Origin of the sequence: Segatella copri, assembly GCF_009494835.1 — a bacterium.
Lineage (GTDB): Bacteria > Bacteroidota > Bacteroidia > Bacteroidales > Bacteroidaceae > Prevotella > Prevotella copri_F.
Window position 1 is genome coordinate 246,941 of record NZ_VZBE01000087.1, and the last position, 26,631, is coordinate 273,571.

General features: G+C 47.3%; 17 protein-coding genes. All 17 read left to right on the plus strand.

All coding sequences use genetic code 11. The features are described from left to right. Positions 1–104 precede the first annotated feature (104 nt). The 17 genes from F7D47_RS13660 to F7D47_RS13740 all read left to right on the plus strand — a co-directional run bounded on the left by F7D47_RS13660 (position 105) and on the right by F7D47_RS13740 (position 26,582). A complete protein-coding gene (locus F7D47_RS13660; protein ID WP_153085211.1) occupies positions 105–2,984 on the plus strand; it encodes a two-component regulator propeller domain-containing protein in 2,880 nt (959 codons plus the stop codon). A 512-nt stretch (positions 2,985–3,496) separates the two neighbouring features. Next, positions 3,497–6,433 (plus strand): SusC/RagA family TonB-linked outer membrane protein, encoded by a 2,937-nt coding sequence (locus tag F7D47_RS13665; RefSeq protein ID WP_153085210.1) that lies wholly within the window; start codon positions 3,497–3,499, stop codon positions 6,431–6,433. 18 nt (positions 6,434–6,451) lie between these two features. After that, positions 6,452–7,978 carry a RagB/SusD family nutrient uptake outer membrane protein gene (locus tag F7D47_RS13670; protein ID WP_153085209.1) on the plus strand — a complete coding sequence of 509 codons (1,527 nt, stop codon included), beginning with the start codon at positions 6,452–6,454 and terminating at the stop codon, positions 7,976–7,978. 15 nt (positions 7,979–7,993) lie between these two features. Next, positions 7,994–8,896 (plus strand): DUF4984 domain-containing protein, encoded by a 903-nt coding sequence (locus F7D47_RS13675; RefSeq protein ID WP_153085208.1) that lies wholly within the window; start codon positions 7,994–7,996, stop codon positions 8,894–8,896. Positions 8,897–8,949: 53 nt separating this feature from the next. After that, positions 8,950–10,554, plus strand: coding sequence for a DUF5003 domain-containing protein (locus F7D47_RS13680; protein ID WP_153085207.1), 1,605 nt, complete (start codon positions 8,950–8,952; stop codon positions 10,552–10,554). Next, positions 10,554–13,235: a DUF4458 domain-containing protein gene (locus F7D47_RS13685; protein ID WP_153085206.1), complete on the plus strand. Its 2,682-nt coding sequence runs from the start codon at positions 10,554–10,556 to the stop codon at positions 13,233–13,235. Before F7D47_RS13680 ends, F7D47_RS13685 begins: the two co-directional genes overlap by 1 nt. Positions 13,236–13,256: 21 nt before the next feature. After that, positions 13,257–15,308, plus strand: a complete 2,052-nt coding sequence (locus F7D47_RS13690) for a BACON domain-containing protein (RefSeq protein WP_153085205.1) — start codon at positions 13,257–13,259, stop codon at positions 15,306–15,308. 31 nt (positions 15,309–15,339) lie between these two features. Beyond that, positions 15,340–17,427 (plus strand): subtilase family N-terminal domain-containing protein, encoded by a 2,088-nt coding sequence (locus F7D47_RS13695; RefSeq protein WP_153085204.1) that lies wholly within the window; start codon positions 15,340–15,342, stop codon positions 17,425–17,427. A gap of 1 nt (position 17,428) precedes the next feature. Beyond that, positions 17,429–18,166: a DUF1573 domain-containing protein gene (locus F7D47_RS13700; protein ID WP_153085203.1), complete on the plus strand. Its 738-nt coding sequence runs from the start codon at positions 17,429–17,431 to the stop codon at positions 18,164–18,166. A gap of 47 nt (positions 18,167–18,213) precedes the next feature. Further along, positions 18,214–18,696, plus strand: coding sequence for a lipocalin family protein (locus tag F7D47_RS13705; protein WP_194252662.1), 483 nt, complete (start codon positions 18,214–18,216; stop codon positions 18,694–18,696). A 95-nt stretch (positions 18,697–18,791) separates the two neighbouring features. Continuing rightward, entirely contained in the window at positions 18,792–19,754 is a 963-nt protein-coding gene (locus F7D47_RS13710; protein ID WP_153080496.1) for a hydroxymethylpyrimidine/phosphomethylpyrimidine kinase, read from the plus strand. Positions 19,755–19,936: 182 nt separating this feature from the next. Further along, positions 19,937–21,094, plus strand: a complete 1,158-nt coding sequence (locus F7D47_RS13715; RefSeq protein ID WP_153085201.1) for a hypothetical protein — start codon at positions 19,937–19,939, stop codon at positions 21,092–21,094. 5 nt (positions 21,095–21,099) lie between these two features. After that, the gene (locus tag F7D47_RS13720) at positions 21,100–21,810 is read left to right on the plus strand and encodes a porin family protein (RefSeq protein WP_153085200.1); all 711 of its coding nucleotides are present in this window, start codon (positions 21,100–21,102) and stop codon (positions 21,808–21,810) included. Between the two features lie 91 nt (positions 21,811–21,901). Next, positions 21,902–22,075, plus strand: a complete 174-nt coding sequence (locus F7D47_RS13725) for a helix-turn-helix domain-containing protein (RefSeq protein ID WP_367379475.1) — start codon at positions 21,902–21,904, stop codon at positions 22,073–22,075. Between the two features lie 142 nt (positions 22,076–22,217). After that, complete coding sequence (locus F7D47_RS13730) at positions 22,218–23,489, plus strand: ATP-binding protein (protein ID WP_153085199.1); 1,272 nt, start codon at positions 22,218–22,220, stop codon at positions 23,487–23,489. 584 nt (positions 23,490–24,073) lie between these two features. Continuing rightward, positions 24,074–25,306 carry a site-specific integrase gene (locus tag F7D47_RS13735; RefSeq protein WP_153085198.1) on the plus strand — a complete coding sequence of 411 codons (1,233 nt, stop codon included), beginning with the start codon at positions 24,074–24,076 and terminating at the stop codon, positions 25,304–25,306. A 64-nt stretch (positions 25,307–25,370) separates the two neighbouring features. Continuing rightward, positions 25,371–26,582, plus strand: a complete 1,212-nt coding sequence (locus F7D47_RS13740) for a site-specific integrase (RefSeq protein ID WP_153095700.1) — start codon at positions 25,371–25,373, stop codon at positions 26,580–26,582. The last annotated feature ends 49 nt before the right edge of the window (positions 26,583–26,631 follow it).

The following is a 26,631-nucleotide window of genomic DNA, read 5'->3' on the forward strand; positions in this document are numbered from 1 at the left end:
TCCTCTGGGAATAGCAGCGGCTATTTTCCCAGGGGATTCTTTTTTTTATGAATTTTCTCCGATATTTTTTGGCGTTATCATGAATATTGTGTAAATTTGCACGCATGAAAAAGTCAAAAGAACCTATATCTCGCATCAGCATGGCAATTGCTATGCTCTTTATTTCGCTCGCCATCCATGCGCAGCGTTTCGTCAACACCTCCCTTGAAGGTGCTCAGTCCGTTTGTGCCATTACCCAGGACAGTGATGGAATGATATGGCTCGGAACCGATAACGGTCTTTACTGCTATGATGGTTATCATGGCTACCGCCATTTTCAGGAACATACATTCAGCAATACGCGTGTCAATGCGCTCGGTTTCGAGGGCAGAATGCTCTATCTGGCTACTGGCAACGGCATCCTGAAATTCGATACGCAATCTTATCAATATGCCGAAACACCAGCCATGAAGGCTTTTGCCGATGAGGCGAAGCGCAAGCAGCTGAAGGAACTCCGTGTGCTCGATATCAAGGGTGGTAAGACTGACTTCGGTGGCGATGTCTATGCCTTGCTCTCTACTCCGCGAGGCTTGCTCGTAGGTTCGCTTGCTGGTCTGCGTCTCGGCAGCAGACTGATTCCGCTCCGTGCCGGAGAACAGCCGCTGGTCAATGCGCTCGCCTATGATGCCAAGCGCCGATGCTACTGGATTGGTACCGAGGGTGCTCTCTATTGTGCCGATCTGCAACTCAGGAACTTCTCACAGATTCCAGCTCTGAACGGCAATTCCATCAAATGTCTTTCTACAGATGCTGCCGGCAATCTCTATATCGGAACAGATAACGGACTCTATCAGATGGCACTCTCCAATGCCATCACCCATTATATCCACGATTCCCGCGATGATGCTTCTATTCCTAACAACATCGTCTGGGCTTGCTTTGTAGATAAATGGCAGAATGTATGGGTGGGTACTGACAATGGACTCTCCCGTCTCACTACCCATACCTATTACCGCTATGTATCGCTCGATAAGATTACGATGTCGGGTGAGGGCAACTGTCTCCATGCCATGCTCCAGACCCGTAACGGCGAATGGTGGATGGGCGGTACCAACGGTCTGATTCATTTCACCCGGAATGCTGAAGGCTATCAGAATGTGGCATGGTACAAGCAGAACAGCTCTGCCTTCCCGCTGAGTCATAACCGTGTACGCAAGATTTATGAAGACCATGACGGCGATGTATGGATCTGTACCGACCATGGCATCAACTTCTATGACCGCAGTTCCCGTCAGATGCGCAACTTCATCGTCTACGATAAGAGTGGCAAGTATTCTACTGCCTGGGCTTACGATATTCTCCAGGACAAGAAGGGCAGGATATGGATGGGTTCTTATCAGGGCGGTGTCTTCGTGATGGATAAGGCGGCTCTTCTGAGCGGCAAGACCATAGCCGACTGGCATTACTCGGACAAGGGAAAGAATGCGCTCTCTGGTCTGCATGTAGGTCAGATGGTAATGGATGGAAAGGGTAGGATTTGGGTTTCTACCTATACCCGTCTCGACTGCATCAATCCGAACGATATGAAGGTGGTGCAGGTAGCTAACTCAGATGTTGTCAACTATCTGATGGCAGACAGCAAGGGTAATATCTGGATGGGTGATAACAATTCGGTAACCTGTTATTATGCAGCCGGTTCTGTGCTGGGTAACAGCTTTTCTTCCAAGACATGGCAGATTGGTGGTAAGGTAAGTACCATGTGCGATGTGGAAGGCAAGATATGGGTGGTATCGGGCAATGAATGCTGCGTAATCAATCCACAGGGCGAGAGCCAGCGCTTCATGATTCCTTCTGTTGTGCCGCTCAACATCTGTTACAGCAGACAGACTCATGAGGTAATGATGGGCGGCAATGACGGCTATGTGGCAATCAGTTCCGATGTAGCACAGAAGCCTAAGCAGTTTACCCGCCTGATGCTGGCTGGAATCATCGTAAACGGACAGGCTTGTGAGGAGCGTGGAGAAATCCTGAAACTGAAGAGTGATGAGAACAACTTCACCCTGCAGCTCACCGACCTTCCTTTTGCTGATCATCCTTCAGCCGTTTATGCTTACAAACTCGAAGGCAGCGACCACGACTGGCATTATCTGAACTCCGGCAATATCGATATCACCTATAATGGTTTGTCGTATGGCGATTATCATCTTACGGTTCATGCCGTGGATGGTGAAGGCAAGATAGCCGCCGAGGTTTATTCGCTCGACATCTCCGTCCTGCCGCCTTGGTATCTCTCCTTCTGGTGCAAGCTCTTCTATATCACGGCACTCATCGTGTTTGTGGCATGGCTGGTAAGCTGGTATTTCCTGCGCAAGGAACTGGCTGATGCCCAGAAGCAGAAGGCTGAGGTGTTGGAGCAGGTACAGATGCGTATTGACTTCTTCAACCGTCTGACGGAAGATTTGAAGGCTGCCGTAGCTCATCATTCATTTGATGAGGTGACAGCTCTGATGGTCCGCTACCTGAATGTGAAGAAACCTGAGGTGTCATCTTCTGTTGCCACTGGGTTATCCGCTTCGCCTGTATCTGAGCCTGAGTCATCATCCTCAGAACCGGTTCCTGCACGCTCTGAGTCTTCTGAAGAGGAAAAGAAGGAAGTAGATGTCAGCGAGTTGGATGTGCCAGACAAGCGTCTGCTCGAAGAGATCAATGAGGCGATAGAGAAGCACATGATCGATTCCGACTTCAATGTTTCGATGTTGCAGGATGTGATAGGCATAGGTGGCAAGCAGCTGTATCGCAAGACGAAGGCGATAACGGGCCGTACGCCTGTAGAGTATATCCGTGAGATGCGTATGAGCCGTGCTGCCGAGCTCCTGAGCCAGGGTAAGTTCAGTGTTTCCGAGGTGATGTATACCGTTGGTTTTTCTAACAGCAGTTATTTCTCCAAATGCTTCTCCAAGGAGTATGGCATGACTCCTACGGAATACATGAAGGTGAAGAGGTAAATGTATCCTTCGGCTTGTCGAGATATCTGCGTTAGCTGATAAAATACGTTCCGATGCAGTAAAAAATGCGTCCCGATGTAGCATTTGCTACGTCCCGACGCAGCAAAAGATACGTCCCGACGTAGTACAAGCTACGTCGGGACGTAATTTCAGCTTTATGAAAACGGCTGCATAGAAACAAAAAAAGTGTGTATTGAACTTGTTTTTGCAAACTGTAATCGGGTGTGACAAAAAATCGACAATTAACTAAATTTATGAACATATATGCTAAAAAACATAGATATTTCATATCAAACATTTAAATTTTAAGCGATTATCTTGGGCAAATAAGAAAATATTCGTAATTTTGCACCGATTTAAGTTAAATAGGTATTTCCATGCGTGCATATTAGTGAAAGAATGTATAAATGGAGGGGCGAAGTGTCGCCCTGAGTGCTTTCGGCTTTTACCAAACGAGAAAAAAATGAGAAAAAAATAATAATTATTAATTAGTAAACTTGAAACAAACAAGGATGAGAAGATTAACTCTTTTACTTGTCTCACTTGTATTGTTGTCTATCCAATCGGTCTTGGCGCAGAGTTTCAGCGTCAAGGGTACAGTCGTGTCTGCTGAAGACAACGAACCGATGATTGGTGTGACCATTATGCAAGAGGGAACATCAAATGGCGTAGTGACCGATATTGACGGTAACTATACCATCGAAATTAAGGGTGCTTCGAAGGCTACGCTTGCCTACTCTTATGTGGGTTGCGTTACGCAGAAGCACGTTGTGAAAGCGCAGACAAATACGCTCAACATCACCCTTGCTTCGGATTCCAAGATGATGGATGAAGTGGTTGTGGTGGCGTATGGCGTGAGAAAGAAGGGAACCATTGCGGGTTCCGTGTCTGCCGTAAAGTCTGAAAAGATAGAAAATGTGCCGGCGGCAAGCTTCGACCAAGCTTTGCAGGGACAGAGTACTGGTTTGCAGGTCATCTCTTCTTCGGGTGAACCTAGCAAGGCGGCTACCTTCCAGATTCGTGGTACCAACTCTATCAACTCCGGCAAGTCGCCACTCTTTATCCTCGACGGCGTGCCAATCTCAAGTTCTGATTTCAATACCTTGAGTCCTAACGACATCGAAAGTATCTCTGTATTGAAAGATGCCTCTTCTACCTCTATCTATGGTGCGCGTGCTGCCAATGGTGTGGTTGTCATCACTTCCAAGCGAGGCTTGGCGATGGACAAGGCGAAGATTACGCTCCGTGCACAGTATGGTTTCTCTGAGTTGGCACAGACCAACTGGAAAATGATGAATACCGATGAGCGTATCCAGTTTGAGAAAGAAGTAGGTCTGGATACAGGTAAGGATTACAATCTCCTTTCAAGAGTAAACGTAAACTGGCTGGACGAGGTGTTCAACGACCGCGCTCCGCTGCAGAGCTACGAACTCTCTATCAACCGTGCTACCGACCGCTTGAACTACTATGTTTCTGGTGGTTTCTACGATCAGGACGGTATCGCACAGAATTCAACCTTCCGCCGTTACAACATCCGCACCAATGCTGATGTAAAGGCAGGCAAGTGGTTGAAGGTAGGTACCAACACTATGGCTGCCTATGAGGAGGCTCAGCAGGCTGACGACGGTAGCTATAATACCGTTACTCCTATCTCAGCATGCCGATTCATGTTGCCTTACTGGAATCCATACGCAAAGGATGGCAGTCTGGCTTCACTTGCTGCAGGCAACTGGGCTGGAACCAGCGAGAACCCTATCGTTTACATGGGCTTGAATCCTATCAAGAACAAGAAATATAAGGTGCTCTCTACCATGTATGCTGAAATCTATCCGATAGAAAATCTGACTATCCGTACTCAGTTTGGTGCCGATTTCACCCATTCTACAGCGTTCCTCCAGTCGTTCCCAAGTCTCTCTTCAAATAACGGACAGGGTACTGCGGCACGCCAGAGCAGCGATGCCATCAACCTGACAGAGACCACTACGGCTAACTACCGTTTCACCCTGAACGATATCCATTCGTTCAACGTGATGCTGGGTCAGGAGGCTGTCAATTTCCACTCAGAGGGTTTCCAGGTATATTCCAAGGGTCAGACCAGCGATCTCCTGACCAACGTATCATCAGGTACACGTGCCAGCCGCTGGGCAGATTCATCTTCTGACTACTCTTACCTGTCATTCTTCATGCGTGGCGAGTATAACTATAAGGAGCTCTACTATGCCGACTTCTCTCTGCGTACCGATGCTTCTTCACGTTTCGGTAAGGATCATCGCTGGGGTACATTCTGGTCGCTCGGTTTCATGTACAACGTGAAGTCTACCGACTGGCTGAAGGATATGAAGTGGCTCAGCACAGCCCAGATTGCCGTAAGTACCGGTACATCGGGTAACTCTGAAATTCCTAACTATTATCACCTGGCTCTGGTATCGGGTGGTGCCAACTACGATAATACTGCCGGTTTCTCTCCATCACAGAGTGGTAACGAGGAATTGGGTTGGGAGTCAACATGGGCAAACAACTTCGCCCTCCGTTTGGGCTTCCTCGACAGAATCAACTTCAGTTTCGAGGCTTACTACAAGCGTACCTCCAATATGCTGATGCGCGTTCCTGAGTCTTACACCGTTACCGGCGAGGGCTATCGCTGGAAGAACGTAGGTGTGATGGCTAACAAGGGTATCGAGTTGAGTGCTGACGGTGATGTAATCCGCACACGCGACTTCACCTGGAATGTAAGTGCCAACGTATCTTACAATCAGAACCGATTGAAGGAACTCTATAACGGTGTAACCGAGTATGTAAACTCAACCACCGGTTTGAAGTATGTAGTAGGTCACTCAGTAAGCGAGTTCTTCCTGAACCGTTATGCCGGTGTGAACCCAGCGAATGGTGAGCAGCTCTGGTATGATAAGGATGGCAACGTGACCAACGAGTTCCGCGAGAGCGACAAGGTGATGACAGGCAAGACCTATGATGCACCTTGGATGGGTGGTTTCGGTACAAGCTTCCGTTGGAAGGGCTTGCAGCTTTCTGCCCAGTTCAGCTGGATCGGTACACGCTACGTGATTAACAACGACCGTTACTTCGAGGAGAGCGGTGTAACCTTCGGTACTGCTTACAACCAGTCAAACCGTCTGTTGTACGACCGTTGGAAGCAGCCTGGCGATATTACCGACATCCCACGTTGGGGCGAGGTAACCCAGCTCGACGACCGCTTCTTGGAGAATGCATCGTTCCTCCGTCTGAAGAATCTCAGTCTGTCCTATTCATTGCCACAGAGTCTGTTGCGCAAGACCAACTTCTTCTCTATGGTCAGAATCTACGGTCAGGCACAGAACCTCTTCACCGTAACCGGTTTCAACGGTCTGGATCCTGAGGTTTCATCCAATATTTACCAGGCACAGTATCCGGCATCACGCCAGTTTACTCTGGGTGTTGAATTGCAATTCTAACCAAGAAAGGAGAAAAAAATGAATATCAAAAATATAAAGACATACATCCTGTCGGGAATCCTAGCCCTCTCGATGTCTTCCTGTCTTGATAAGTATCCAGAGGATTCTATCCGCATGGACCAGGCTATCAATACGGTGGGCGACATAGACAAGCTGGTGTACGGTATCTACGACAGTTTCAAGAGCAGCGCCCTCTATTCGGGCAATCTGACAATCCTGCCAGATCTGCAGGCAGACTTCGTGTACTGCGTGAAGGGCTACTCTAATGCCTATGGCGATATCTACCGTTGGAAAGATATCAAGGCTACCAACACCGACATCGAGGCGGTATATGCCGACCTTTATGGTGTTATCAACAATGCCAACTTCCTGCTCGACAACGTAGATAAGGTAAAGGCAAACACCAACAGTGATAAGGAGCTCGACAAGCTGGAGCAGTGTGAGGGCGAGGCTTATTTTGCCCGTGCCCTGGCTTACTCAGAACTGATCAAGTGTTTCTGCAAGGCTTACGATAGCGATGAGCAGGCTGCGAAGGAACTCGGCGTTGTACTCACAGAGCACTATTACGGCAATGAGCCACAGAAGAGAGCCAGTCTGAAGGAATCATACGAATTCGTATTGAGAGACCTTGACAAGGCTGCCGAATATCTGAAGGTAGATGAAGACTTCACTGGAAGTCTCTACAACGAGATTTTCTTCAATGAGTATACCTGTCATGCCTTGCGTGCGCGCGTATCCTTATATATGCACAAGTATGATGATGCCATCAAGTATGCATCTAAGGTAATCGGCAGTAAGTATTATACATTGGAGAAGGCTTCTTCCAACACCTATTTAAACAAGGTGAACGATTACAAGTATATCTGGACCTATGGTGATTCGCGTGAGGCTATCTGGAAGGTAGGTTTTACCGTGAACAGCTATGGCGGTGCACTGGGTACCATCTTCGATAACTACAACTATGTAACTTATCGTCCGGACTATGTGCCTGAGACATGGGTTATCAACTCATTCGACGCCAATGACCTCCGTGCTGCAGCCATCTTCACAACCCGTGTAACAGGTTATGAGCACGGTTTGCAGTGGCCTTTGCTGAGCAAGTATTTCGGCGATGCAGAATTCCTGAACAACAATATCCTGCATGTTCACCAGCCAATGGTGTTCCGTCTCTCAGAGCAGTATCTGATTCGTGCAGAGGCTTACGCCATGAAGGGGGACTATAGTAAGGCAGGTAAGGACATCTCTACCTTGCGTACAGCCCGCTACTCATCTTATGGTGGTAACACCTCGATGAGCGAGAGCAACGCCATGAAGATAATCGAGGCAGAGCGCGTGAAGGAACTCTATATGGAAGGCTTCCGTCTGAACGACCTCAAGCGCTGGCACAAGGGATTTGAGCGTAAGGCTGCCGACCAGCCTGCTGCCAACTTCGTGCAGAGCAGTCTGAAGGTTGAAAAGGATGACCCTCTCTTTGTCTGGCCAATTCCTCAGCATGAGCTTGAGGCACCAGGTTCTGAGATTCAGCCTAATGAAAGTAACAAATAAAATAAGGAGACGATCATGAAGAAAATAATGATGGGATGTTTGGCAGCCGTAGCTGCACTCATCGCTCTTGTGAGTTGTTCACAGGATTATACCACTTATGCTGGTCCAAGTCATATCATGTTCTCTGATACGCTCTATCAGTATGCTGTACAGGAAAGCAATGAGGTTTTCAATGTGCCTGTGTCTGCAACCGAAAAAGCTGACTACGACCGCACCTTCGGCGTGGAGGTAGTAGACAAGCAGAGCAATGCCATCGAGGGTAAGCATTACCGCATCCTCAACAACACCGTTACAATCAAGGCGGGCGAGATGGTAGGAAATGTGAAGGTTCAGGGTATCTATGATAACATCGGCAAGACCGACTCTCTCGGCTTCACCCTGAAACTGGTGATTCCGGAGAAGTATAACTGGACAGATCTCTATAAGGACTATGCCCACGTGGTAATGCAGAAGTCTTGTCCTTTCGATATCCACAACTTCTCTGGCTGGTGCATGGTAACATCTACCTTCTACAGCAAGTATCTGAACAACGTAAACAACCGTCTGATCAAGACTGAGGTAGTGGAAGGCGAGGAGAATACCGTTCTGCTGAAGGATGTTTACTATAAGGGCTACAACCTGAAGTTGAAGTTCAATACCAAGAACATGCTTGAGCCAAAGGTTGAGATGGACGACCAGATAGCTGGTGAAACCGGCGAGGCGTTCGGTACCATCTATGGAGACGGCAAGTTGCGCATCAGCCAGCCTTCTCTCTATACCTCTTATTATAACACCTGCCAGAACTATGTATTGCAGTATGTCAACATGAGTGTTGACAACAAGGATGGTTCAACCTACGGCAACGTAGGAACCTTTATCACCATGTATGAATGGATCAGCGATGCAGAAGCAGAGAAATTGAAAGAACAAGGATATTAAGCCTTCGGTTTTCAAATGCAGATATATTCAATTAAAAATAACAAAAGAACAATATGAATAAGTTAATTTCAAAATATTGGCTCGCACTTGTGGCACTCGTGTCTGTGTGCATGTTCTCGGCTTGTTCGAGCGACGACGATGCCGTTACTCCTGTGTTTCCACAGGTGCAGACCATTGCTGGAGCTGCCGGTGATGTGAAAGAATTTACATTTGATGCGAATGAGAGCTGGAGTCTCTCTTCTAACAAAATCTGGTGTAAGATTGCCCAGAATGATGCAGAGAATGGTTTTGTAATCAATGGTACTGCAGGTAAGCAGACAGTTAAGGTTACTCTTACAGATGATGATGCCAGCAAGAATTTGAGTGTTGCTCAGTTGAACTTGAAGATGGGTGGTCAGGAAGTGACCATCGCAGAGATTCATCGTTCTGCTGACGGCTATAAACTGAAGGTGTTTGTGCGCACAAGCCCTGATGCCGATCCTATCAACATTACCGAGACTGGTATTGAGGCAGGCTACAACAAGTACAGCAAGTTCTATGTTGAGTCAAACTTTCGTTTCGCCGTAACCAACACCCCAGAGTGGGTAGAGCTTGAGGGCGGCTTCATGGTAGGTGTTCCTAACAAGGAGGTTGCTGGTGGCGTAATGTTCAAGGAAGGTGTAAAGAACGCCAAGTATGCCATTGACAAGAGCGAGGGCGAGTCTATCACATTTGCTTCGCAGGATGGCAAGGCAGAGGTTACAATCCCTGTATATTATAATGGTATGGCTTCTGATGATATCAATATCAAACATCCTACAAAAACGCCATGGGCTGTATGGACCGTGTCGTTGGACGGCAAGTTGTTCACACAGAACAGCTCAAATCTTACAGGCGAGTCGTCAAACGACTTTACCTATCACAACTATCTTCCTTTCCCAATCAAGGTGCTTAACGACGACATCCAGCTTGTGGTGTTCGAGAAAGCTGGCGAGAAAGATAATGAGGTCTTGAAGGAAGATCAGACAGGTGCTGTTCAGCTTAAGGGCGAGAAGGGCAACATGAAGCTTACTGTTGCTCCATTGACAAGTGGTAGCCGCAAGTTTGTTGTTTATGCTTTGCCTAAGGCTAAATACGAGAGCCTGGAGAATGGTCTTGACGGAATGTTGGAAAACAACTTCAAAGAAGTGAAGACCGACTACGACCGCTACTTCCTCCTTGAGCTTGAGCAGAAGGATAACAAGTCAGAGGCAGGCGATGAGTCGGCTGCACCTACCATCAAGATTATGAACTACCAGGATGTAGCGTGTACAAAGGATGTAAACGGTATGTATAAAGAAGTAGCATCAAGTTTCCTCAATTATAATGGTGATGAAATCTATGTTGCTTCGGCAGGAGTAGGTTCTTCGCTTACTGTAAACCCTAACATCAAGGATTGGGATCCTACTACCATGATGGAGACGGGTTATCTCTATATGATAGGTAGCGATGGTAAGGAAATCGTTCCAGAGCCAGGCATGGATGAGAATGAAAACTGGGTATTCTCTTTCCGACTCCCAGAGACAGCTCCGGTGTTCATGGCTTTCCAGGATCATGGCAAGGTGGTGAAGGTGCTCGTAATTGAGCCTACCTATAATCAAAGTAAGAAACATACTTCTATCAGAAAAATTAGAAAGTAATGAACAGAATGAAAATATTTTCAAAGGCACTCTTGTTGCTCTTGGTCTCTCTCCTGACCTTTGCAGCAACAAGTTGCTCGGATGAGGAGACCGGAGGCTGGGACGGCACATACGGATATGTGCAGTTCAAGCTCAGCAAGAAGGTTTCTTCTAGAGCTACCCGTGCTACTGCCCTTGACAAACTTGAGAAACTGGATGATGCCAAGAAAATCAAGGTGGTCATGGAGCACAACGGTACAACTGTCTCTCAGACACTGGTGCTCAATTCTTATAATTCAGAGAATGCAGAGTATGGTCTGAGAAGTGAAAAACTGCAACTCGCTTCGGGTACTTACACCGTCATCGGTTTCTATCTCTATGATGCTGTAGACGAGGAGTTGCTGGCTTCTTCTGCCGGCGAAACATTCACTGTAGTAGGTGGCGGTCTGGAAGTACAGAACCTCATGGTGGAGACTGTGGAGCGTGGTAAGGTGAAGTTCAATCTCGTGAAGGAGTGGGAGAAGACCCGTGCCGGTGGTACTGAGTATCTCTTCTCTAACATCCGTCTCGTTGATGTCAGCGTAACCAACCTCTTTACCCGTGAGACCTATACCTTCCCTGAACTGAAGGTGAAATATAAGGAGGGAAGCAAGGAGAATCAGAATCCTGACAATGAGAACGATAAGTATATGGACACAGGTACAGCTTACTGCGATTCTACCGTATGGTTGCCTGCCGGTACTTATCAGGTTACCTCATATACCACCTACGGCAAAACAGGTGCGGTGAAGACCAAGTATGAGACCCAGCCTGTAAAGGGTGAGGCTTTCATTATAGAGGACAATCAGCTCAATGATAAAGCTCAGGTGCCTATCCTGCTTTCCAAGACAAAGGAGTATATCAAGGACTATGAGGCTTTGAAGGCTATCTGGGAATCTCTCCATGGTAAGGAGTGGAGCTTCTATGGCGATGCTACCTTCAAGGGAGCTAACTGGAACTTCAACAAGGAACTCGATATGTGGGGCGAACAGCCGGGCGTAACGCTCAACAGCAACGGCCGTGTCATCGGTCTTATCATCGCCGGTTTCGGTGCAAAGGGAATCGTACCTGATGCCATCGGACAGCTGACAGAACTCCAGGTGCTCAACCTCGGTTCTCACGATGAGAAGATTGGTGCCAACATCTTCAATGATTATGATGCAAACAGTCTGACTGCAGCAAAGAAGAACAGCATGCGTCACGACTATGAGAATAAGTTCCTGAAGTATGACCCACGTGCTAACATGTCGGAGATGATTGTAAAAAGCTACAACTCTGATCCTAAGGTGGCACCGAAGAACAGAATCAAGAAGGACAGCCGCATCAACCTGAAGGATGCACAGATCGGTACATTGACCAACGACATTACCGGTATTTCAAAGGCCATCTACCGTCTGACCAAATTGCAGCAGTTCTACATCGGTAACTCTTCTATCACATCCGATAAGGTTTGTGCGAACTTCTACAATGCTGACGATCCTGTTTATGGTAAGTTTGCACAGGAGTTTAAGGAAGAGGATTGGGACAAGATGGAAAACCTGACCGATATCGAGCTTTACAACTGTCCGAAGATCAGTCGCATTCCAGACTTCTACTATAAACTCCCTAAATTGCAGGCGATGAACCTGGCACGATGCAAGGGCATCTCAGCCAACCAGTTGAGAAAAGATTGGACTCGCTTAGCTGAGGAGAAGACCGGTAAGACACTCCAGATTCTCTATATGAGTTACAACAACCTGGAGGAGTTCCCTGAGTCATCTGCCTTGAGAAAGATGGTAAATCTCGGTCTGCTCGACCTGGCTTACAATAATATCAAGAAGGTAAATCCGTTCGGTTCTGAGGTAGCTCTCTCTTCTCTCTATCTGAACAACAACCAGATTGAAGAGATTCCTGCTAATCTCTGTGCCTTTACAGATGATGTAGAGAGTCTGACCTTCGCTCACAACAAACTGAAGAAGATTCCGAATATCTTCGATGCAAGTTCGGTTCGCGAGATGGGTTCTGTAGACTTCTCTTACAACGAGATTACAGGTGTAGATACTAGTCATGGTACCTACAAGGGTATCAATGCAGCTTCAGTCAGTCTGTCAAACAATAAGATAGAGAAGTTCCCTTCTGAGTTGTTTACAGCCGGTTCGCCAATCACAACCATCGATTTGAGCGGCAACCGGATGCGTACCATCCCTAAGGGTTCCATCAAGGGCAAGAAGGCTTATCTGCTGCAGGTTATCGACCTCCGATTCAACAAGTTGACATCCCTCTCTGATGACTTCCGCTCAACCACATTGCCATACATTACCAATATGGACTTGAGCTACAACTGCTTCACCGAGGTACCAACCCAGCCATTGAACAGTGCCGTGCTCCGTGCCTTTGCCATCAACCACCAGCGTGATGGGAAGGACCAGCGTTGCCTGCGTACATGGCCTACAGGAATCACAACCTGTCCGAGCCTGATCCAGTTCCAGATTGGTTCCAACGATATCCGTAAGGTAGAAGAGACACTGACCTCTCACCTTTATATCCTGAATATCGCAGACAACCCTAACATCTCTATCGATGTAACCAGCGTCTGCCCATACATCAAGGCAGGTATGTATAAGCTGTTCTACGACAAGAATCAGGACATCCGCGGTTGCGATGCTTTGGATCTCGAAAATTAAACGAATAGAAAGTAAGATAATATGAAATATATTAATAAACTTACATGGCTCCTCGTTCTGGGTGCAGGTCTGATGACCGCATCCTGCAGCGATAGCGATGATGTAGATATCCCTGGAGGACTCGCCATCGACAAGGAGCAGATTGAAATAGCAGCTGAGGGCGGTAGCGAACAGCTTGCCATTGCTGCCTCACAGAATTGGGTGGCTAACGTGGATGAGCCTTGGCTGATGCTCACTCCTGCCAATGGCGTGGGTTCTACTACTGCAACTGTGGTAGTTGACTCTACTCTGATGAACGGACGCCGTACTACCGATATCGCCTTTATCGGCGATAACGGTCAGCGCCGCACCGTTTCCGTGTTACAGTTTGGTTATGGTAAGCAGATTGACATCAAGGAACCAACTGTAGAAATCGAAAATTCAGAATCATACGATAAGCGTGCTTTCGAGAGTTTGATTTCTGCCAATGTAGAATGCAAAATCGGTAAGATAGAGTATTCTTTCGAGGGTGATATGACTGATGCCGAGAAGGTAGAGAATGAGAAAGAGCGTGAAGGTTGGCTTCTGAATAGCAAGGATGAGGATAAACTGACAGGTACCAATCTCGGAATCGTACTTGATAGAAAGGCGCGTCCTCGCAGCGTGAAGTTCAAGTTCCACTGGGCGATGAACGTGGTTCCTGCCGTTCGTGTGGCTAAGGTTCATCTCGTGCCAGTCAAGGCTGAAGACCAGCTGGTAGATGCAGATGGCAAACCTACAGATGATGTCATTCTGACCGTTCGTCAGAAGGCAGCACCAAAGATTGAGGACAACCGTGCCGGTGACTCTCTCTCTGTCATCATGATCAACCAGAAACTGGGTAGCATTGCTACCTTCGATTCCAGCGATAACATGCGCAACTGGAGCGGCGTAACGCTCTGGGAAGCTACTGATGCTTTTGTGAAGGAGCATCCTGAGGCTTTAGGACGTGTACGTTCTGTCAAGTTCAGCATGTTCAACCTCAAGAGTGGTGAAACTCTTCCTAAGGAAGTGGGCAATCTCAAGTATCTGGAGTCTTTCTCTGTTGCTGCCAACGAGAACAACCAGATTCGTGAGGTGAAGCTCGGTGAAGAAATCTGCTCGCTGAAGTATCTGAAGAATCTTACCGTTCAGGCTTATGGTCTGACTCATCTGCCTGCTAGCTTTGTTAATCTGGGCAAGAGTCTTGAAACGCTCAATCTGGTAAGTAACAACTTCAACAAGTTGTCGGATATCACCAATATCGTCAACGAGAAGAACTTCCCTAAGTTGCGTAACCTCATTCTTTACGCACAGCGCCGTACGGATGTTGTCACCAACATCGCTTCGCTGGGCGAAAAGAACGCATCAGGCGTCTATGTTTATAATAACTATCCTATCGGACTGTATGGTAAGGTAAATGCCGAATCCGCAGACCGCCAGGCGCTTCTCAAACTCCTGACATGGGATAAGTTGAATACACTGGAGTTGTCTTACTGCTTCCTGGAGGGTGAACTTCCTACCGATGAAGAGATGACTGAGGCACTGGAGGCTGCCGACAAGGCTACCCGATACAGCGAGTCTGACTTCTCTACCAACAAGAAAGATTATCTCGACAAGCTGGTAGGCGATACCTGCAAGTGGTTGCTCTCAGACAGGAGTAATCCTGTAACCTGCAAACACAAGGACGGTTCTGTAGTTAGTGAGAAGGTTTATCCTTACCAGGTGCCACGTGTATTGCCAAACTGCCGTCAGTTGTCACTCAACCTGAACTTCTTTACAGGAAAGGTGCCAAACTGGATTCTTTTCCATCCACACCTGGTAGAATGGAATGCACCTACGATGATCTTCAACCAGCAGCCTAAGGGTAAGAATAGTGATGGCGCTCCCGTTGGTTTCTCTAATATGACAGAAGACAGCTACAGCTACGACTACTATTACGGAACCAGCGACCCAGGTAGCAACTGGAAGGTTTCGGGTGTAGCTTATCCGCTCTACTACCGCAAATACGTGGCAGCAGGCGATATTAATGAAGCTGCGCTGATGGCTAAGTACAGGAGAACTAAGAAAAAGTAAGATAAACATAAAAACAATATAGAAGCAAACAATGAAGAAAAAGTTTTTCTATATAGCAGTGGTCGCATTGGCATTGACGGGCTGTTCTGACAGCCTGTCAACCATCGGCTCTTCTGACGGCAATTCAGAAATCACCATTCCTGCAGATGCTGAGGCGGGTGAGCTGCTGATTAAGTTCAGTCCGGAGATGAGCGATATCCTCGACCAGGCACAACTGAGCAAGACCCGCGCCGGAAAGGCTACCCGTTCGGGTATTCCTTCTACCGATGAGGTGCTCGACATCCTGGGAAGCTACAGCTTCGAGCGTGTGTTCCCGGTAGATGCAAATACTGAGGCAAGAACCCGCGAGGCGGGACTCCACCTCTGGTATACGGTGAAGTTTAATAAGGGAACCGACCTGAAGACGGCTGCCGAGCGCCTGAAGCAGTTGGGCGAAATCTCAAAGGTTCAGACCAACGGCCGCATCAAGCGTGCTTACAATACCGACAGCAAGCGCATCTATCTCAGCGATAAGGCACTTCAGCAGAAGTCTACCCGCTCAGCAGCCAATGGCGAGCCAAACGATCCGGGCTTTACCAGCCAGTGGCATTACCGTAACCTGGGCGAGGGCAACTATGATTTTGAGAACCTCAACAACAACAAGGTAGGCGCTAAGGCAGGATGTGATGTGAATGCACTTGAGGCATGGAAGACCTGTAAAGGCGATCCTTCTATCATCGTGGCTATTCTTGATGAGGGCGTGATGTATACGCACCCTGATCTGGCAGCCAACATGTGGTGCAACCCGGGCGAAAGTGTTCAGGGTGCCCAGACTGACGGCGACGGAAACGGTTATGAGGGCGACCTTCATGGCTACAACTTCGTTACTGAGAGCGGCGATATTACCTGGACTGATGCCAATGACACCGGTCATGGTACTCACGTAGCTGGTACCATTGCAGCCGTAAATAATAATGGTATTGGTGTATCTGGTGTTGCCGGTGGTGACGGAACTCCTAACTCTGGTGTCAAGATTATGTCTTGTCAGGTATTCTCCGGTCAGAACAGTGTAACCTTGGCAGGCGAGGCGAGAGCCATCAAGTATGCTGCCGATAATGGTGCAGTCATCCTGCAGTGCAGTTGGGGTTACAACTCTTCAGAGTCTAGTATCATCAACGGTTATACTCCGGGCCCTGCTACCGAGAAGGAATGGGCTGAGACCTATCCGCTGGAGAAGGAAGCTCTGGATTACTTCATCAACAATGCCGGTTCGCCTAATGGTGTCATCGACGGTGGTATTCCAGTCTTCGCAGCCGGTAACGAGTATGCTGGCAATCCTGCTTTCCCAGGTGCTTACTCTAAGTGCGTCTGCGTATCTTCATTAGCTGCCGACTTTACTCCAGCCTGCTACACCGATTTCGGTTCGCTCGTAACCCTGAGCGCTCCTGGTGGCGACTTGGAATATTACAGCAAGATTGGCGAGCAGGAAGATGAATACTGGGCAGAGACCACCGAGCAGAAAGGTGCTGTGCTCTCTACGATGATCAAGAACGGTCAGCCTGCTTACGGCTACATGGAGGGAACCTCTATGGCTTGTCCTCATGTTTCGGGTGTGGCTGCCTTGGGTCTCGCTTATGCTGCCAAGACGAACCGTCATTATCGTGCTGCCGACTTCGTAGCCCTGATGAAGAAATCAGTGAAGGATTTGGATAGTCATTATCAGAATGGTGCAACTAAGACCTACTATATGAACCATACTACCGTAGGTGCTTCGCCAGAGATTGTACAGCTCTCTAAGTACATCGGCAAGATGGGTGCTGGTCTGATTGATGCAGCTCAGCTCTTGAATAACATCAAGAACAAGGAATTCAGTTCTGATATGAAGTTGCCTAACGTCTATGTAGGCATCGAGAAGACAGTTTCTCTCAACCTCGCTGCATATTTCGCAGGTCAGACAGGGGGATTTTCTTGCTCTGTAGCGAAGAACGGCGTAGCTTCTGCTTCGGTAGATGGCAAGACGCTCATCGTGAAGGGACTCGCTGCCGGAAGTACATCGCTCACCGTAACAGCTGCCGATGGTACCAGCCAGACCGTAGTTGTGACCGTTAGAAAGAGTGCCGGTAACAATGGTTGGATGTAATATGAAGATATTTGCTTTCCTATCGCTTTTCTTCCTGGCTTTGCCTGTTACGGTGAATGCGCAGGAGGAACTGCTGAAGTTTGAGCATCCGCTTATCGATGCAGGTACGATGACCGAGGACGATGCGCCTCGCACCTTCACCTTCGTAGGTAAGAATGTGAGCAAGAAGATACTGCACATCACACAGGTGAGAACCACCTGTGGATGTACCAGTTCTTATGTCAAGGGCGATGTGATGAAGCCTGGCGATACTTGTCAGGTGCAGCTCACCTTCACGCCTAACCGCTATCCGGGCACCATCAATACGGGTGCTTATCTCTATCTGAAAGAGGTAGAGGGACAGCCTGCCGTTAAGCTTGCCTTAACGGGCAAGGTGCTGCCGGGTGCTGACCAGTGGGCGCGCTATCCGCACAAGATGGGCGTACTCAGACTGAAACAGGCGAAGGCAAGTATCACAGAGGTAAAGCCGGGCACAGAGCCTGAGGCACGTATCCTCTGCGGAAACAGCGGCGACAAGCCGCTCCGTATATCCAGCCTCCTTCTTCCTCCTTATGCCCGTCTTACGACAGAGCCTGAGGTGATAGAACCGGGTGATGAGGCTGACCTCGTCATCACCATCATAGCCGATAAGATTCCGGCTACGATGCCCGAATCCTTCACCTTCCCTGTTATTCTGGAGGGCTTGGATGCCCGTCCGTCTGACAGAACGATACAGGTCGTTGTAAAGTTAGAAAGGTAAAAGGGTAAAAAAGTAAAAAAGAAAAAAATACCAAGACAATGAAATATTTGAAAAAACTCTTCACCCTCCTGGTGATTGCTTTGTTTGCCTGCGGCTTTGCTGCCTGCAGCAGCGATGATGAAGAACCGGAGGAGCCTTCTCTGGAAGTTACACCTGCCAATCTTCATGGCACATGGGAGTTGGCTGAGTGGAACGGTAAACCTCTTGCTGAGGGCACATACTGCTACATCGTTTTCAACCGCAAGGACCAGACTTTCGAGATGTATCAGAATTTAGACAGTATGTATGGTCGCCATATCACCGGTTCGTTCGCTATCAAGAACGATCCATACCAGGGCTACATCATCAGCGGAAGCTATGATAACGGTAAGGGCGACTGGAACCAGAGTTATCTCGTAACCCGTCTCCTGGCATCAGGTTCGATGATATGGACCGTCAAGGACGATGCTACCGACATCAGCCGCTACAAGCGTTGCGATGAGGTACCTGCCGAGATACTCAAGGATTGTAAAGATCTTACAGAAGAATAAAAAAAAGAGCGAATTATCTGCAAATTCTGCGGATTATTCGCTCTTTTTTTGTATCTTTGCCCTCAAACTTATCATCGGGTTCAAAGTTTAAGAATATGATATTAACGATTACAGGTTCAGACAGCACCGGAGGCTCTGGTGTACAGGCGGACATCAGAACGATTTCCGAGTTGGGCGGTTATGCTGTTTCGGCAATAACCAGCATCACTGTGCAGAATACGCTCGGTATTCAGGAGTTCTTCGATATTCCTGCTGAGATTGTTTCTGGGCAGATAGAGGCTATCATGAACGATATGCAGCCTGATATAGTGAAGATTGGTATGATACGCAGGGTGGAGACGCTGAATGTGGTCATCGATGCGTTGACCAAGTACCGTCCTGCCCATATCATCTATGCCCCTGCCATCTGGTCGAGCCAGGGCGATGCGCTGATGACGGAAGATGTGGTGAGCCAGATCAAATACCGTCTGTTGCCGCTCTGTTCTGTCGTCGTGTCACGCAAGAAGGAGAGCGACATCATTCTTCAAAATTCCAAACTGCTGAGCCTTGCCGAGAAGCAGGGACTCCGGATCTATCGCCTCGACAATGCCAATTCGCATGGTCTCATCAACCGTTTCTCTTCAGCTCTTGCCGTCTATCTGAATCAGGGCAAGAAGATGGAGGAGGCGTTGGCGATGGCGCAGGATTTCATCAATGTAGAACTCGTGCGCCAGAGCAATCTGCAAGGCAGGAGTTCCGAGCTCTACAACCAGTTTATCTCGCAGGTCAATAACTTCTGCCGCACTTACAGCGATGTTCATTTCTATGCCGACCAGTTGAATGTGAGTGGCCGTTATCTGGCTCAGGTTACCCGCCGCATCTCCGGCAAGACGCCGAAGGCAATCATCGATGAATACATCGTGAAGGAGATAGAGCGCGAGCTTTCTACCACCACGCATACGGTTCAGGAGATAGCCAATACCTTCGGTTTCTCCTCGCAGGCTCATCTCACCAAGTTCTTCAAGAAGATGAGAGGGGTTACGCCTTCTGCTTTCAGGCAACCAAAGCCTGTTGATTAAAATGAGTCCATGTTTAGCCATCTTTGCCATGGCTATCGTTGAATTCTCTTGTTTGTTTTGCAACACTAAGATAAGTGAATTCTTCGATATGACAAAATCCTGGGCAACTTTTTGTTGCTCAGACACTTAAAAAGTTTAATTTATAATAGTGTTGCGGAATTAATGTAAAATAATAACAAAACATGAAACGTACTTTTTTCGCATTTCTTTCCCAATGCCTGCTTGTCATCATTATACTGACATCATGCAGTGACGACCAAACCGATCTCTCCCCTGATATTAATACCCCGATTACCGGTTATTGGCAAATAGCCGATGGTGACATCAATGGCGATGGTGCCATTCAGGGCATCGTGGTACACAGTGACGAGACTGTCAGCGAATGGTTATATACCGGTGAAACCGCTAATCCTTATCACCTGGGTTTTAAAACAGGTAAATGGAGCGTTAACGGCAACCACTACGAGATGCAACTTCCTATCAGCAATGGCGCCTATTATAATGTGACAGTGGCGGGAAACAATGACAGAACAATGTATCTTGCGTATAAAGGAAAAACATCCGTAGTGCCTTTCTATAAGCTGACATCCCTCCCTGGAAATGGAAACGAGATGATCAGCGAACTTGAGGGCATGAAAATGTCGGGTTACACGATGGCTGATATCACGGGTTATTGGGAACAGGATAACGAGAACGGCACAGGCTTCTATATCGATAATGAAGGAAACATCTCTGATTTGACATGTTTGTATGGTGTGGAAAAATATTATTCCGTGAAATATCATTCTGCAGAGGTGATACTTAATGGAAATAGCTGTGTCATCTCTTCTTTGGGTTCACAATGGATGGTGTATGCCGTTGGCAGCAACTCATTGCTTGCCATTGACCGCAATAACAACAGTCTGCAAGTGGAACACTTCGTGAAGAAAGATGTTCCTGATGAGATGATGCGAGCCGACGAGATCATGAAGACCCCTGTGCCTGCAGGACTGCTTGGCAAGTGGGAAACCATCCACTATACGCACATGATCAATGGTGAGAATGTTACCGATATTGACATTCTCAATGGTGATGATTGGAACAAGCAGTTTTACCACACATTAGCTTTTTCAGAAAATCACAAAATATGCAAATGGGATAGGTTTGGAAGTCAGCTCTACGACCAATGCTTCATGTTGAAGGGTGACGACATCACTATTGCAGAAGACTTGACCAATCTCCTTTTCCCAAAATACAGTTATACAGAAACATGGACCATAAGCGACAAGACTGAAAACAGTATGAAGCTTACGCGCGAGCAAGATAATACAACAGAATGTTATACCTATAAACGAAAATAATTTCAATGAAACATATCATAACAGTCGTTATCATGATGTTGTTGCCTATGTGGACAACAGCTCAAAACGAAAGTCGCCACGTGTCTGTCATTCCACATGCAGGCGTAACAATAGCCAAGATGAATGGCGCTGCACTAACGGTAGCAGAGAAATGGAAAGCCGGATATACTGTTGGAGCAAGCGTTGAGTTTCCTTTGTCGCAGAATTTTTCTCTGCTTACGGGAGCAGACTTCAGCCTGATAGGTACTGGATTTGAGAAACAGAAAGAGAAATATGCGTCTGCCGATGAAAAACTTGACGTGACGTATCTCTCCGTGCCTCTGCAAATCAAGACATACTTCTCTGGTGTGAAAGGATTGGCTGCACATATTGGTGTGCAGGCTGGCATACTCCTCTCGGCAAAGGATAAGATGACTATACACAGCATACGCACGATGAACCTCGGCAACGATGTATCATCAATGTACCTATGGGAATCGTACAAAGAGAAGAAATCGGAGGATGTAAGCAGCAAATTCCGCAATGTTGTTATTGGCATTCCCCTTGGAGTGAGCTACGAATGGCGACATATCACCCTCGACGCCTCCTATTGTTTCGAACTGCGACAGGCTATCAGTCTGAAGACAGACAACCCCGGTGGCTGGGGCTTTAACAACTCACCAACGGCACGCAACCATGCCATATATATCACGGCAGGATATAAGTTCACGCTATAGATAGAAAGGCGAGCACACACCAGGAGTAGGATACTTCTGGTCTGGCTGTGCCAAATCTGCCAAGTATGGACTGGAGATTGTCGACATAGCCGTGATTGATGCAGATGAGAAGGAGATAGAGCGCGAACTTTCTACCACCACGCATACGGTTCAGGAGATAGCCAATACCTTCGGTTTTTCCTCGCAGGCTCATCTCACCAAATTCTTCAAGAAGATGAGAGGGGTAACGCCTTCTGCTTTCAGGCAACCAAAACCTGTTGATTAAAATGAGTCCAGCCAATTAAGGCAATAAAATACGGCCAACTGAGGAAATGAAATACGGCCAACTGAGGAAATAAAATCCAGCCAACTGAGGAAATATCAAAAAAAAATAGTATCTTTGCACACGTAATCAAATATTTGAAAATATGGAATACAAATATAGAATCGCAGACCAAATGCTGGCAAAGAAACTGGCAAGCAAGGGGGCTATCTTGATAGAAGGTCCAAAATGGTGTGGGAAAACTACCACCGCCGAACAGCAGGCTAATAGTATCCTGTATATGGATAATCCTGCCTCATTGGAAACAAATCTACAGATGGCAGAGATTGATGCTTTTGTCTTGCTGGAGGGTGATACGCCAAGACTTATTGATGAATGGCAGTTGGCACCCAAACTTTGGGATGCCATCAGATTTGAGGTTGACCATCGGCATGATGTGGGACAGTTTGTCTTGACAGGCTCTGCTGTTCCTGCAGATGAAAAAGATATGCACCATTCTGGAACGGGACGGTTCAGTTGGCTAACGATGAGACCAATGAGTCTCTATGAATCAGGCGAATCAAACGGAAAGGTGAGTTTGGCACATTTATTTGAAACACCAGAAAAGATAGTTGCCATTAACAAACTGAAGATAGATGACCTGGCATATCTGATTTGCCGTGGTGGTTGGCCTTTTGCTTGTGGATTACAAGGCGAAGCAGCTTTGGAACAAGCATTCGACTATGTGGATGCTGTTATTAAGAAAGATGTTTCGCGGGTGGATGGAGTAAATCGCAACGCAACGACTACAAGATTGCTATTGCGTTCATACGCCCGGAATCAAGGTTCGCAAGCAACCATCGGAACGATAGTGGCTGATATGATGACAAATGATGAAAATGAAATTAGCGTGAAGACAGCAGGTAGCTATCTGGAAGCCTTGCGCAAGATTTTTGTCATAGAGGATTCCGAAGCCTGGAATCCTAACCTACGCTCCAAGACGGCTATCCGTACTGCAAATACCCGTTACTTTATAGACCCGTCTATCGGAACGGCAGTATTGGGACTGGGGCCTAAAGATCTTATCAACGACCTCAATACGATGGGGCTCTTTTTTGAAACCCTTTGTATTCGTGATTTGCGAGTCTTTGCAGATGCATTAGATGGAGAGGTGTATCATTATCGCGATAAAAATGGATTGGAATGTGATGCTGTTGTGCATCTGCGTAATGGTAAATATGGACTTGTTGAAGTAAAGTTAGGTGGCGACAAGCTCATTAACGAGGGTGCAGAAAACCTGCTAACTCTTGCAGGTAAAATAAATACAGAAAAAATGAATGATCCATCTTTCATGATGGTACTTACGGGAACAGGCGATTTCGCTTATCGAAGAAAAGATGGTGTTTATGTTGTTCCTATCGGGTGCTTGAAAGATTAAAATAAGGTTCATTTTACTTCTTGCCTGGTAACGGTACTAAGTTGCATCAGCGTAGTGTATGAACGAAGAAAAGTTAAAGTAATTAAGTTAAAATAGAAACACGGACAAATTGAATTTGTCCGGCTCTTTTGTCCGGTCGCTTGTAAAGGGTTAAATATTAGTAACTTATAAGCTACCGGACAATTTGTCCGGACAAATTCAATTTGTCCGTGTTATTTTTTTCTTTTTATCTCTATGTTTTCCACCTCGTAACTTATAGACTTTGGAGCCATAAAACTATGAGTTAGTATTTTTAACATAAAGCTCTAAAGCAGCCAAAGGAGAATAAGAGAGGTTGGAACGTAAACAGTTGGGAATGAGCAGATTTGCACAAAGTTGCCAAATCGGCATAAAGCAAGCGAGTGAGGAATATTGAAGTAGTTCAGTTACTAAATCGTGAGCCACAGTTACCTATGCAAAGCAGGTAACAATGCGGAAAGGCAACTTTGTGCATCAACGGATTTTATTGCGCTGATTCTCAATGTTTTGCGTATCAAGGAACGCTTACAAAATGATTATATTTGCACACTCAAAATGTAAGCGTTATGAAAATCGAAAAATTCAAGGTGTTGCTCTACCTAAAAAAGAGCGGAATGGACAAGAATGGAAAAGCTCCCATCATGGGACGCATCACAGTGAACAGGACTATGGCGCAGTTCTCCTGCAAGTTGTCTTGCACTCCATCGCTTTGGAATCCCCGTGCCAGCCGATTGGAGGGCAAGAGCAAGGAAGCCGTGGAGACCAACAAGGACATCGAGCAGTTGTTGCTTTCCATCCAAAAGGCTTTCGATGTGCTTGTGGAAAAGAGAACGGACTTCGAGGCTAAGGATGTCAAGGAGGCTTTGCAGGGCAGCGTCAAGACACAGACCACCCTTCTCTCCTTCGTGGACGAGCATATCAGTGAACTCAGCACCCATGAGGGCATCGATATGTCGAAGAGCAGTGTCTGTACTTACAGAAAGATTCGCAAGAATCTCGCTGAGTTCATCGGGGAGAAGTATAGGTTGACTGATTTGGCTTTCGGACAGCTGACCGAGCCTTTCATCAGTGACTTTCACCATTACTTGCTTGACGAGAAAGGCTTTTCATCAGGAACCATCACCATCTATGTGTCGCTCTTCAAGAAGATGTGCCGCATCGCCTTTGAGCGAGGCTTGTGCAAGAACCTGCTGTTCGCCCATTATCGGGTTGGCACTCCAAAGGTTACGACCCCCAAGGCTCTCAGCATGTCTGATTTCATAAAAATCCGTGATGTGGAACTGCCCGAAGACAAGCCGAGACTATCCGTTAGCCGTGACCTGTTTCTTTTCGCCTGCTATGCAGGAACAGCCTTCATAGACACCGTTTCCATCACGAAAGCCAATGTCAGGGTGTTGGAGGATGGTGACAAATGGCTCGTCTATAACCGCAAGAAGACCGGAACACTTGCCAGGGTGAAACTCCTGCCCGAGGCGTTGGAGCTGATGGCGAAATACGAGGACGGGGCAAGAGATACCCTTTTCCCATTGCTGAGCACGAATCGTGTTCGTATCGACCTCATCACCATCTGCAAGTTGGCGGAAACGAGCAAGACCTATTCCTACCATTCGGGACGACACTCGTTCGCCAGCCTCATTACGCTGGAGGCTGGTGTGCCGATGGAGACCATCTGCAAGATGCTCGGTCACAAGGATGTGAAGATGACGCAGCGGTATGCGAGAGTGACCCAAAAGAAGCTGTTTGAGGACATGGACAAGTTCATCGCTGCAACCGAGAAGGACTTTATTCTCGCATTATGAACAAGGCTTTCAACTTTTCTTTTTACAGTTTCAACTACATTATTATATTATAAGGACAACAACTATGAGCAGAAGTACATTTTCAATTTTGCCTTACATCAACAGACAGAAGGTGAAGGCAGACGGAACAGTCAACATACTTTGCCGCATCACCGTTGACGGCAAAAGTGCAGCCATTTCCACAGGCATATCCTGTACCCCACAGGAGTGGAACGCCAAGAAGGGAGAGGTACGGAACGCAAGGGACAACGGACGATTGGCAAGTTTCCTTGCTGAGGTCAAGGATAAATACAACTCACTTCTTTCCACCAACGGCATCATCACCGTGGATATGCTGAAGGCAGTGTTGAAGGACAAGGACACGACAGGAAGGTTCTTGCTGAACTTTGGTGATACCATCGTGGAATGGTATCGAACCTCAAAAGCCAGACAAACCTTTCTGCACAAGCGAACATGGCAGAAGAACCTGAGAGCCTTTGTCCATTCGTTGGATAAGGACGACATCGCCTTTGAGGACATAGGCGAGAATTTCGGGGAGGAATACAAGCTATTCCTGAAACGAGACCAGGGACGCATCGACAGCTACGTGAACCATTGCCTTCTCTGGCTGAACATGTTGATGTACAAGGCAGTGGACAGGAGCATTATCCGCTTCAATCCCATAGCCAAGATAGGGTATGAGAAGAAGGCAGCCCCGAAGATGACCCATATCAGCAAGGCAGACTTCATCAAGATGCTCTCTACCCCGATGGCTGACGAGCGAACGGAGCTTGCACGCAGATGTTTCATTTTTGCCTCGCTCACCTCCTTACCCTATATAGATGTAAAGAAACTGTACCCTCACCATATCAGTGACAACTCCGATGGTAGAAAGTTCATCCGCAAGGAAAGAGAGAAGACAGGCGTGGAGTTCTTCGTGCCACTCCATCCGATAGCCGAGAAGATTCTTTCGCTCTACAATACCACGGACGACAGCAAGCCTGTTTTTCCACTGGGTGAGAAGAAAGACATCTATCTTGATGTGCATACCCTTGGAATGGTGCTTGGCATAAGCAATAAGTTGGGATTCCACGCCAGCCGCCATACATTCGGAGTCTTGATGCTCAACGAGGACATTCCCATCGGCAGCATAGCCAAGATGATGGGACACGCAGACATTACAAGCACACAGGTCTATGCGCAGGTGACGGAGCAGAAGATTTCAAATGACATGGATAAGCTTATTGCCAAGCGAGAAAGGAACAGATTGTCGAACGAAAAAACTATGGGAAAATGAACAGAGGAGTTATAACTATCAGTGAGAGCGGAACGGTAACCATGCCGAC